Consider the following 10,613-nt stretch of genomic DNA (forward strand, 5'->3'; position numbering starts at 1 on the left):
TTTCGTATGCAGTTCTTCGCAGAGCAGGGACTTCTTGAAGATATCTCTGATGTCTGGAAGGACCTCGAAGGTCAGTACGACAACTCATACAAGACCTGTTGAAGCGATCTTGTATGAGTTGTCGTACTGACCTTCGAGGTCCTTCCAGACATCAGAGATATCTTCAAGAAGTCCCTGCTCTGCGAAGAACTGCATACGAAAGCCAGCCATCCACTGGAAGGCATCATCAGGAGTTCCCTGAAGGTACTGTGAGAGGTTGTTCTGGAATGCGTTTGATTCTGTTGCGTTATATGTGACCTTGTTGCCTGACTTCTTCTCGTATGCAGCTACGAGAGCCTTGAGCTGCTTTGTTGGAGATTCGTCAACTGTACGCGCGCCGAAAGACATTGGGCCTGATGCCTTTGAACCGCATGATGAAAGCACTGCTGCGCCTCCAGCGATTCCGATACCACCCAACGCTGCACCCTTAATGAGGGTACGACGTGATACTCCGTTTTGTTCTACTGACATTTACGTCCTCTAACTTTCTTGGAAGTAAAACCTCTTGAAAGGTTGCGTCGGCGCATTCGTCGACACGCGTAAAATCTAGGCTCACGAGCGTGAATACGCTACGGAGTTTGAGTAACGAAATGGTTACTTTTACGCCTAAAAGTGCTTTCCAAGGGTTGAGATTGAACAATTTTGTGCAGAAATTTGCAGATTTATTAAATATCCCACCAAATCACGGCTAATTGGCGACGTTCGGGCAGCGGATTTGCCTCGATGAAGGCATCAATCTCCCCTTGTCGGCTCTCTGGCAGGCAAAGTCTGCGGCGGATGAACCCATTAGCCCCATCGACCTTCTTGTCGAGCAGAATTTCTCCTTCAAAATACTCAATAGTCGCCATAATGCCCATCTCCTCCAAGACAGAGATGAGATCGCCTGCGACAGGCACAGTTGGTCGAATGACATTCCAAAAGTGCTTCCATCCTTCATTCATATTCGACATGGGATGAACGACAGGGACTTCAAGAACTACTCGTTTGCGTGCATGCGAATTGAGTGCAGCGAGAAATGGAACGATATCGCCTACATTGAAAGCTACATGGTGGACCGTGACAACATCGGCCATTGGAGATTCGCTCGCGACATCGGGCCATTGACCTAAAACTGTTTTAACCGAAACTCCATAACGTGCTGCATTGTTAGAAAAGAGCTCGAGCATCGCTTCTTGCTCATCGACACCCACGACATGTGCAGCAGGTGGAGTGATTGCAAATGCCCCTATTCCTCCACCGCAACCAATATCAAGAACGGATCCACCGATTGGCATCGCCTCACGCGCACGTTGGTGCGAGAGTGAATCTTTAATTACTTCAGGAATTTCAAAGAGTGCAGGTGGATGAATCCAAGGTTTTTCTATAGCTTGGTCGAGAATTTCTTGAGGAATCGCCCACTTGGCAAGGTCTTGCTTCCATTGCTCTGCTGCACTCATCATGCCCTATTCCTGACTTTCTGACTTTGCGATTTCTTGCCTGACCGATTCCATATCGACTCCACGAATCGCTGTAATCAACTCCTCGAGCGAAGCTTCAGGAAGTGCGCCTGCCTCACGGAATAAGAGCACCCCGTCACGAAATGCCATCAAAGTTGGAATGGAAGAAATGCCAGCTGCACCTGCCAACGCTTGCTCTACCTCGGTATCCACCTTGGCAAAGACGATATCGGGATGTTTGAGCGAGGCTGCTTCGAAGATTGGCCCGAACATCTTGCATGGACCGCACCACTCTGCCCAAAAATCTACAAAGACGATCGGGGATTCAACTACCAACTTCTCAAAGTCATCGCCCTTAACATTTATAGTCGCCATCTTTAAGCCTTCTTAAATAATTTGCTGAAGAATCCTGGTTCTTTGGGATCATTCTGATGTCCCTGACAGCGCTGAGACTTTGGTACACCCTTGAGCGCAATCTCAATATGCTGACCACATCCAGCCCATGAAGGCTTTCCGCACTTACGGCACGTTACTTTGTGACACATTTTCTTCTCTTTTCTCTAGTGAACAGCTGCTGGTGAATTGGAATAGGTGAGATAGCCGCCGTCAAGATTGGTCGCATCAAAACCAAGTTCTTTGAGCAACATCGTTGCTGTGTGGCCACGTTGACCGACCTGACAATTGACGAGGATTGGCTCTTTCTTAATTTCGCCAACGCGTTCGCGAATTTCATCGACAGGAATGTTGATGGCGCCCGGAATTGAGCCGTTTGCATATTCACTTGGCGTGCGGACATCAATTAGCTGATATCCAGCAGCACGTAAGTCTTCTGTCTGATTCCACTGTGCTGTCTTGAGCAATCCGCTCATCATATTTTCAGCGATATAGCCGAGCATATTGACTGGATCCTTAGCTGAGCCAAATGGCGGCGCATATGCGAGCTCTAGATCAGCAAGTTCTGACGCTGTGATTCCACCGCGAATCGCAGTTGCAATTACATCGATGCGCTTATCTACGCCGTCAACGCCAACTCCTTGCCCGCCGAGAATCTCCCCCGTCTTCGGATCAAAGATCAGTTTGAGTGCAATCTGCTTTGCATCTGGGTAATAACCTGCATGGTTATTAGGGTGAGTGTGAATCACCATCACTTCACGACCGGCAGCAATCAATCGCTTTTCATTCCAACCAGTTGCCGCAATCATCAAGTCAAAGACCTTCACGATGGCAGTACCAATCGTTTTGATGGGACGAGTATCTCGTCCTGCAATGTGATCAGCCACAACGCGACCGTGACGATTAGCTAAATTTGCGAGTGGTACCAAGGTTGCAGAACCGTCGATAGCGTCAATCTTCTCTGCCGCATCTCCGACTGCGTAAATATCGTGATTGCTGGTGCGATTGAAATCATCAACCTCGATTCCACCACGAGTACCAATGGTTAATCCCGCAGCATTTGCCAGCGCAGTATCAGGACGAACGCCGATAGCCAAGATAACTAGCTCGGCATCCAGCACGGTTCCATCTGAGAGTGCAACTGAGTCGGGCGTTACCTCTTTGGCGCTGACTCCAAGATGCAATGTGACTCCGTGCTTGCGCATCTCGTTCGCCACCAGCGTGGCCATCTCCGGATCTAGTGGAGCAAGTACTTGAGGAGCAGCTTCTACTACCGTCGTAGGCACACCTTTGTGAACAAGGTTCTCTGCAATTTCTACGCCGATAAAGCCGCCACCGATAACAACGGCGCTCTGTGGCATTGCATTTACGCGATGGGCAATCTTTTCGACATCTTCCACTGTGCGCAGAGTAAGTGCGCGTTCGATGCCGGGAATAGGAGGAACAACCGGTGATGCTCCTGGGCTAAGAATGAGCTTGTCATATGAAAGTACATACTCTTCATTCTTGTTCCAATCCTTCGCTGCCACAGTCTTGGTAACAGGATCGATGGAAGTTACCTCAGTTGCTATTCGAACATCCAAATTAAAGCGTGCGTGAAGGGAAGCTGGTGTCTGTAGCAGCAGTGCATCCTCTTCCTCAATGACGCCACCAACAAAGTATGGAAGGCCGCAGTTTGCATAACTCACGTGGCCGCTCTTTTCGAGGACAATAATTTCAGCATCGGCATCGAGGCGGCGCATACGGGTTGCAGCAGACATGCCGCCTGCTACTCCCCCGACTATGACTACACGCATTATTGAGTTACCAATGGAAGACCGGCTGCCTGCCACACCTGAATGCCGCCATCGAGGTTATAGAGAGATTTAAACCCGGCAGCAGCCATCTTGCCAACTGCGATTCCTGAACGCCGACCGCTATGGCAATACACAGCATAAGTCTTGCTCTTATCCAATTTTGCGATATCTGCACCAAAGGTCATTCCCTCGACATCGATATTGATTGCATTCGCAATATGTCCTGTGTAAAACTCTCCAGCAGATCGAACATCGAGAACTATGACTCCGGCTTCCTGGGTCTTCTTTTGGAAATCTGTGGCGCCCATATTTGTCGCTGCCGAACCTCCGCAAGAGGTAAGTGCAAGCGTTGAAGCGAATATCACTGCGATGAGCTTTTTCATTTAATTATTTTCTTTTCTATTAGGCAAGGCTAAGAAATAGCTTCTGTAATTTCTCTTGAACTTCTTTGCTGTTCTTCTTGTCATCGACGATGCATTCACGGAGACTTGTTGAAATTAGGGTGAAAGCCGCCGTATTCACTGCCTTACTGACAGCTGACATCTGCGTGACGATTTCATCGCAGTTACGACCTTCTTCCAACATGCGAATCACCGCTGCTAGTTGGCCATGGGCGCGCTTAAGGCGCTTCGCAATCGCCTCGGTCTGCTCTTCATCTTGAAGAACGTGGGTAGGGCTTTTAGCCATTTTTTAACACTTACAGATTTGATCGTCGGATAGTCCGCGAAGGGCATCTTCTACATGCTGGCCACAGCCAGACCAGGTGTACTTCTTGCACTTATCGCAGGTAACTCGTGAGCACATATTTCAATTCCTTTCGATGTGGGATATACCCCTGGGGGTATGCCGAAATAGTATCACAACCTGGGAAGGGGTGATTTATATCGCTTGCAGGATCCCATGTAGCTGCTTTGAGCGTGAGTTGTTGCAAGTGCCCTGCACCTACATATGCCTCTTGAGAACTATTTCAGGAAGGTTGTTACTTTCCCGCAATGACCGATAAGCATCAAGAGCAATTACAGCTTTGGCGAATCTGGGTACAAGATCGCCAGAGCGCTGTCACTGCCCCACAAGGCAACTTAGCTTTGATTCAAACTACGTGGCTCAATGAAGGTGAATCCTTTGATAAGGAAGCAGTGCTGGATAGTCAGTCTGCAACAGTTTCTTTAACAAATCTTGAGAAGAAGAACTTCAAGGGCGAAGTTGAAGCACGTGGATATCGACTCTGGGATGCCGCATCACCAAGCATTCAGAATTTCTCTCACATTGAAACTTACGACTACAACCCTGATTTAGCTTTCGAAGGAACTTATAAGGGCTACGAAGGTAGTAAACCAGTAGCGTTTGAATTTATTCGTGACAACGGGGGAACTCGCGATCTCGCAGTTCCAGGAGTCGCAACCGTGACTATCGGTGGAGCTGAATACAACCTTCATGCATTCGATGACGGCGGGCCACTTCTGCTCGTCTTTGCAGATCCAACCAATGGCAATGAAACTTACGAATCTGGACGCTTTTTGTTCCTTCAGCGCATTGAAGGAACAGACAAGGTAATTATCGACTTTAACCGCGCATTCGTTCCACCGTGCGGTTTCTCCATTAGTTATAACTGTCCGCTCCCACCACGAGAGAACAGAATTGCAATAGAAATCAAAGCTGGTGAACGTCTACCAATCTTTAAGAATAATCACTCGATCTACACATCCCTCTAAAGACCCAAACAAAGGAAGAACATGAAGAACCTCAAGACAGGACGCCGCGGCGCACTCGTTGCCCTCGGACTTGCTGCAGCTCTCGCTTTCAGCGCAATTACTCCTGCAGCGCAGGCTGCAGAGTCAACTGTTGATATTGGATCACTCTACGAGCCAGTCAACCTCGACAACACGGCTGGTGGCGGCCAGGGCGTTACAGAAGCGCTCAATGGCAACGTATATGAAGGTCTTTTCAAACTCACCGATAAAGGTACAGTAGAAAATCTTCTTGCAACAAAAGTTGTTAAGACAGATGGTGGCCTCACATACAAAATCACAATTCGTTCGGGTCTGAAGTTCCACTCAGGCGATGCTGTTACATCGGCTGATGTTAAGTACAGTGTCGAGAAAGTTACTGCTGCTGCATCAAAGTCAGCTCGCAAGAGCTCATTGAAGGCAATCTCATCTATCTCAACTCCTGATGCAAAGACAGTTGTATTTACGCTTTCCTCGAAGTCAATTTCATTCGTGTACAACCTTAGCTATGTCTGGATTGTGAACTCAGCTAACAAAGATGCGGCAAACAATGCAGATGGAACTGGTCCTTACAAGCTTGCATCATGGAAGCGCGGTTCAACACTGAGCCTTGTGAAGAACGATGCATACTGGGGTACAGAAGCAAAGACGAAGAACATTGTTTTCCATTACTACACTTCAGCAACTGCTCTTAACTCGGCACTTCTCACAAAGCAGATTGACATCATCACTTCAGTGCAGAGTCCGGATTCCCTAGAAGCCTTTAAGAAGGCAGGATTCACCGTGAACAACGGAGCATCAACAACCAAGTTGCTCATGGCATTTAATGATCGTGTAGCACCTTTCAATAATGTGAAGGTTCGTCAGGCAATTGTCTCTGCAATTGATAACGCCAAGCTGCTCAAGTCAGTCTGGGGCGATTACGGCACACTTACAGGTTCAATGGTTCCACCTAAGGATCCTTGGTACGAGAAGCTGACCGAAGTAAACCCTTATGATCCAGCACGTTCAAAGAAGCTTCTTGCTGAAGCTGGTTACGCTAAAGGATTCACATTCCAGCTTGAAACACCTAACTATTCACCACACCCAACTGCTGCAGCGTTCATTAAGTCAGAGCTTGCAAAGGTCGGAATTACAGTAAATATCAATGTCATTACAAACGATACTTGGTACTCAAAGGTCTACAAGGCACTTGATTTCCAAGCGACTCTTCAAGAGCACGTCAATGACCGCGATGTTGTTTGGTATGGAAATCCAAACTTCTACTGGGGATATAACAATCCAGAGGTAATTAAGCTCGTTGCAGATTCAGAGGCAACAAATGGAACTGCTCTTCAGGCAGCGATTCTGAAGCGTGCAAACCGCATCATCGTTAAGGAAGCGGCAAGCGACTGGATCTACCTCTACCCACAGATTGTGGTGGCTTCAGCAGGTGTTAGCGGGTATCCAATCAACGGCCTCAACTCGCAATTCTTTGCTTACAACATCGTAAAGAACTAAAGTTGGCCGTACGGAAAGACTCGTAAATAAGGTGGGGGCTTGATGCAACGATACATTGTGCATCGGGCCCTCACTCTTTTATTTTCACTAGCCGTCGCCTCCCTCGCCCTCTTCCTACTTCTGCGTGCGCTCCCTGGTGATCCTACTAATTCATTGATTTCAGTTGGAATGGATCCGGCGCAAGTTGAAGCTATTCAGGCGAGCCTCCACGTCAACGATTCTCTGCTGATTCAATACTTCTCTTGGATAAGAGATGCACTCACCTTTAACTTTGGGGAGTCATTTGTTGGTTACTTTCCTGTTGCTAAAGAGATTATCTCTAGACTGAACGTCACCCTCCCTCTCACTTTCCTGGCATTCTTCTTTGCCGCAATGATCGGCTCGCTCTTTGGATTTGTAGCCGCATATAAGCGAAATACATTTATCGGTACCCTCTTCAGCGGAATTTCGCAGCTAGGTTCTGCAGTTCCAGCTTTCTGGGTAGGCATCCTCTTGATTCAATCCTTTGCAATTAAGCGACCGCTCTTCCCTTCTGGTGGATTTCCCGTAGAAGGTTGGTCCACTCCAGGAGAGGCGATTCGATCTTTCACTTTGCCCGTTCTCACCATCGTTGTAGTGATGTCTGCTTCCATCTCGAGGTATGTCAGGACAATTTCTCTTGAAATCTTCGATAGTGAATATGTACGCACAGCACGCTCTTTGGGACAACCTCGACTGAAGGCAATTTTGGTTCATGGTTCTCGAAATGCATTAAGTACATTGATGCCGATTCTTGCTATCGAGCTCGCTACTACTTTTATCGGAGCTGTAGTTATCGAAAGTGTCTTCGCGCTACCAGGATTGGGATCGCTTCTGATCAAAGGTATTGCTCAGCACGATTATCCTGTAATTCAATCTGTTTTAATCCTCACGACAACTGCCGTATTAATCATCGGATTTGTGGCTGATGTATTAACGCATCTTGCAGACCCTCGCTTACTGAAGGCGCGCCGATGAAAAAGAAGTTCAAATGGAGCCTGCTCCTCGGAGCAACAGTTCTCATTCTCTTTATAGCAGTTGCAGTAACTTCGATATTTTGGACTCCTTACTCAATTGATGACAGCTCTGGCGAGCGTTTGGCGCCGCCAAGTGCGGATCATTTATTTGGTACGGATACGCTCGGCCGAGATTTGCTGACAAGGGCAATGATTGGGTGCAGAATCGCTATGCAAGTTGGATTGCTATCAACTTTGCTTGGTGGCCTGCTTGGAATTTCTCTGGGTATTGCATCTGGATTTGCTCGCAAATACTTCGATGGCTTGGCGGCTTCGACTCTCGATATCGTGATTGCATTCCCCGCTTTGCTGATTGCAATGTTGCTTGTCGCCTCTATGGGCGCTTCGCTTCAATCTGCAATTCTTGCGATCAGCCTCGGTATTGCCGCTTCACTCGCTCGTATCACGAGAACGCTCACTAAAAGAGTCGTTGCATTGGACTTCATTACAGCTGCTCGAATCTCAGGTGGAAGCACGCTCTCCATCGCCTTGAGACACGTGTTGCCCAATATCTGGCCAGCGATCCTTGCAAATTTGTCACTGCAGTTTGGTCTCGCAGGTCTGGCCGAAGCGAGCCTTTCCTACCTTGGTCTTGGCGCACCTCCCCCACATGCCTCGCTCGGAAATCTCCTTCAAGAGTCTCAGGAGACGGCATTCATCGCACCTGCTGGAGCAATCGTTCCGGGGATTCTCTTGATTGCTCTCGTATTAAGTATGAACTTTGTTGCCGATGGAATCCGTGAACGCCTCGATCCATTACTTGCGAGGAAATCATGAGCACCCTAGTCTCGGTTCAAAGGCTCACAATCACTTTGGGAAATCGCACCCTTCTCTCTGACCTCTCTTTTGAAATCGAGCAGGGTCAGACTTTGGGATTGATCGGCGAATCCGGTTCAGGTAAATCACTAACCGCTCTCGCAATTCTTGGATTACTGCCACCAGAGATGAAGGTAAACGGCCAAATCATCTTCTCGATACCTGGAGAGAAATCGGTATCCATCACGGCCTCGTCCGAACGCGAACTTCAAGCTATTCGAGGACGATACGCAGCGATTGTTTTCCAGGAACCACAGGTTGCACTCAACCCACTGATGCGAGTGGAGAAGCAAATATCTCGAGCTTCTCGCGATGCAGATATCGATTCACTCCTTAATCAAGTTGCACTTACAGATACAGCGCGCATTAGAAAGTCATACCCTTTTGAACTCTCTGGAGGAGAACGTCAACGTGTGGCAATCGCCCTAGCGCTTTCAAAGAATCCATTTCTCTTAATTGCCGATGAACCAACTACGGCTCTCGATGTCACGATTCAAAGTGAAGTCCTCGAGTTACTTCGTAATCTAGCGCGTGAGAGATCACTACTTTTCATTAGCCATGATCTACCTGTAGTTGCTTCTATGAGCAAGGATGTTCGCGTTCTACATCAAGGACAGCTGGTGGCAACTGGATCAATATCAGAGCTCGCGAAGGCAACCGATAATGATTATGTGAAGGATCTCTTTGAGAGTGCTTATTACCTAGATGGGACTCTCAACCATGGCTAGCACTGCCCTCATCCAGGCCGAGAGCCTCTCCTTCTCTTACGGTGATAAGCCAACGCTTAAAGACATAAACTTCACACTAGAGGCGGGCAAGAATCTAGGAATCCTTGGCGAATCAGGTTCAGGTAAATCTACTCTGCTCAAAGTTGCCGTTGGTCTCCTTGTACCAGATACCGGAACATTAGAAATTAATGGGCGGAGTCACCAATCATTCGGCAGCGAAGTGCAGATGATCTTCCAGGATCCACACACATCTATCGACCCCAGACAGAAGATCCGAAGCGTTATTGCTGAGCCGCTGATTTCCTTTAAGTTGGGACCAGAAGACGATCGCAAAAACTGGGTTGAAGCTCGTGTTGTCGAGACCCTCAAAGCGGTCGGATTAAGTCCTGATTCACTCGATAAGAGAGCACGTGAATTCTCAGGTGGTCAGCGTCAGCGAATTGCAATTGCACGATCTATCATCACAGAACCTAAGATTCTTCTCGCTGATGAACCTGTCAGTGCCCTCGATCTCGCAACAAAAGTTCGAATTATTGAATTACTTTCAGAGCTGACCGAGAACAAGGAAACATCCATTGTCCTCGTTTCACATGACATGGCGAGCATCGCTGCAATTGCAGATGAAGTTCTCGTCATGAAATCTGGTGAGATTGTTGAACAAGGGGATATGAATCAGATTTTGCAAAATCCTCAGCATCCATACACACAGGCACTTCTTAAATCAGTTCTGCGTATGCCTAGCCGCCTTTAGAGAATAATTTCTTTATCCGTTTCACAAAGGTAGTTGTTTGGTCTACCGGAGATACGGCGAATACCTTTGCTGAATTTGGCACATCTGGGGTCAACACATCAGTCAAAGTCGGCGAGGTGTGATCTAAAGAATCTGCAATCACGCCAATATTCGCGACAATCGAGAGCCCGCGAATAATTTGCTCTTGATCGACAGTGCCTCCATCTTCAATAAGATGCTCTGAGAGTTGAGAGCTTGCCTCGCGCACGTCATCTGTTGGTGATGTTTTTGCGCCGACGATATCTTCGGGATCTTCAATATGAGCCTGCACCGCGTAGCTTGCAGGCTCATATTGAAGATCCCGAAGATATTGTCGGCGCTACAACATCACCAACAGATGATGTGCGTGAGGCA

At 47.8% G+C, this 10,613-nt stretch carries 15 protein-coding genes; 6 read left to right on the plus strand and 9 right to left on the minus strand.

The features are described 5' to 3' along the window. Positions 1-84 precede the first annotated feature (84 nt). The 8 genes from ACKOVI_RS00895 to ACKOVI_RS00930 form a co-directional block, all read right to left on the minus strand. On the minus strand, positions 85-510 hold the full coding sequence (locus ACKOVI_RS00895) for an extracellular solute-binding protein (RefSeq protein ID WP_509601908.1): 426 nt from the start codon (positions 508-510) through the stop codon (positions 85-87). Between the two features lie 194 nt (positions 511-704). Beyond that, on the minus strand, positions 705-1,478 hold the full coding sequence (locus ACKOVI_RS00900) for a class I SAM-dependent methyltransferase (protein ID WP_509601910.1): 774 nt from the start codon (positions 1,476-1,478) through the stop codon (positions 705-707). A gap of 3 nt (positions 1,479-1,481) precedes the next feature. Further along, positions 1,482-1,850, minus strand: coding sequence for a thioredoxin (trxA, locus tag ACKOVI_RS00905; protein WP_509601912.1), 369 nt, complete (start codon positions 1,848-1,850; stop codon positions 1,482-1,484). Positions 1,851-1,852: 2 nt separating this feature from the next. Beyond that, positions 1,853-2,020 (minus strand): DUF8730 family Cys-rich protein, encoded by a 168-nt coding sequence (locus ACKOVI_RS00910; protein ID WP_509601914.1) that lies wholly within the window; start codon positions 2,018-2,020, stop codon positions 1,853-1,855. 15 nt (positions 2,021-2,035) lie between these two features. Beyond that, positions 2,036-3,664, minus strand: coding sequence for an FAD-dependent oxidoreductase (locus ACKOVI_RS00915; protein WP_509601916.1), 1,629 nt, complete (start codon positions 3,662-3,664; stop codon positions 2,036-2,038). Next, on the minus strand, positions 3,664-4,047 hold the full coding sequence (locus tag ACKOVI_RS00920; protein ID WP_509601919.1) for a rhodanese-like domain-containing protein: 384 nt from the start codon (positions 4,045-4,047) through the stop codon (positions 3,664-3,666). Before ACKOVI_RS00920 ends, ACKOVI_RS00915 begins: the two co-directional genes overlap by 1 nt. 19 nt (positions 4,048-4,066) lie before the next feature. After that, a complete protein-coding gene (locus ACKOVI_RS00925) occupies positions 4,067-4,351 on the minus strand; it encodes a metal-sensitive transcriptional regulator (RefSeq protein ID WP_509601921.1) in 285 nt (94 codons plus the stop codon). Positions 4,352-4,354: 3 nt separating this feature from the next. Continuing rightward, on the minus strand, positions 4,355-4,468 hold the full coding sequence (locus tag ACKOVI_RS00930) for a DUF8730 family Cys-rich protein (protein WP_509601923.1): 114 nt from the start codon (positions 4,466-4,468) through the stop codon (positions 4,355-4,357). Between the two features lie 188 nt (positions 4,469-4,656). Between ACKOVI_RS00930 and ACKOVI_RS00935 the strand changes: the two genes are divergently transcribed. The 6 genes from ACKOVI_RS00935 to ACKOVI_RS00960 are packed head-to-tail and all read left to right on the plus strand — an operon-like array spanning position 4,657 to position 10,220. Continuing rightward, entirely contained in the window at positions 4,657-5,376 is a 720-nt protein-coding gene (locus ACKOVI_RS00935; RefSeq protein ID WP_509601925.1) for a DUF1684 domain-containing protein, read from the plus strand. Between the two features lie 21 nt (positions 5,377-5,397). Then, positions 5,398-6,891 (plus strand): ABC transporter substrate-binding protein, encoded by a 1,494-nt coding sequence (locus ACKOVI_RS00940; RefSeq protein ID WP_509601927.1) that lies wholly within the window; start codon positions 5,398-5,400, stop codon positions 6,889-6,891. A 42-nt stretch (positions 6,892-6,933) separates the two neighbouring features. Further along, the gene (locus tag ACKOVI_RS00945) at positions 6,934-7,887 is read left to right on the plus strand and encodes an ABC transporter permease (RefSeq protein ID WP_509601929.1); all 954 of its coding nucleotides are present in this window, start codon (positions 6,934-6,936) and stop codon (positions 7,885-7,887) included. Continuing rightward, positions 7,884-8,702: an ABC transporter permease gene (locus tag ACKOVI_RS00950; protein WP_509601931.1), complete on the plus strand. Its 819-nt coding sequence runs from the start codon at positions 7,884-7,886 to the stop codon at positions 8,700-8,702. Before ACKOVI_RS00945 ends, ACKOVI_RS00950 begins: the two co-directional genes overlap by 4 nt. After that, entirely contained in the window at positions 8,699-9,469 is a 771-nt protein-coding gene (locus tag ACKOVI_RS00955) for an ATP-binding cassette domain-containing protein (RefSeq protein WP_509601933.1), read from the plus strand. The genes ACKOVI_RS00950 and ACKOVI_RS00955 overlap by 4 nt, the downstream gene beginning before the upstream one ends. Next, positions 9,462-10,220, plus strand: a complete 759-nt coding sequence (locus ACKOVI_RS00960) for an ABC transporter ATP-binding protein (protein WP_509601935.1) — start codon at positions 9,462-9,464, stop codon at positions 10,218-10,220. The genes ACKOVI_RS00955 and ACKOVI_RS00960 overlap by 8 nt, the downstream gene beginning before the upstream one ends. Here ACKOVI_RS00960 and ACKOVI_RS00965 read toward each other — a convergent pair. After that, positions 10,207-10,530, minus strand: coding sequence for a hypothetical protein (locus ACKOVI_RS00965; RefSeq protein WP_509601937.1), 324 nt, complete (start codon positions 10,528-10,530; stop codon positions 10,207-10,209). The two genes, ACKOVI_RS00960 and ACKOVI_RS00965, sit on opposite strands and share 14 nt — an antisense overlap. Between the last annotated feature and the right edge of the window lie 83 nt (positions 10,531-10,613).

It is taken from the genome of Candidatus Planktophila sp. (assembly GCF_046070465.1).
In the GTDB taxonomy this organism is placed as follows: Bacteria; Actinomycetota; Actinomycetes; order Nanopelagicales; family Nanopelagicaceae; genus Planktophila.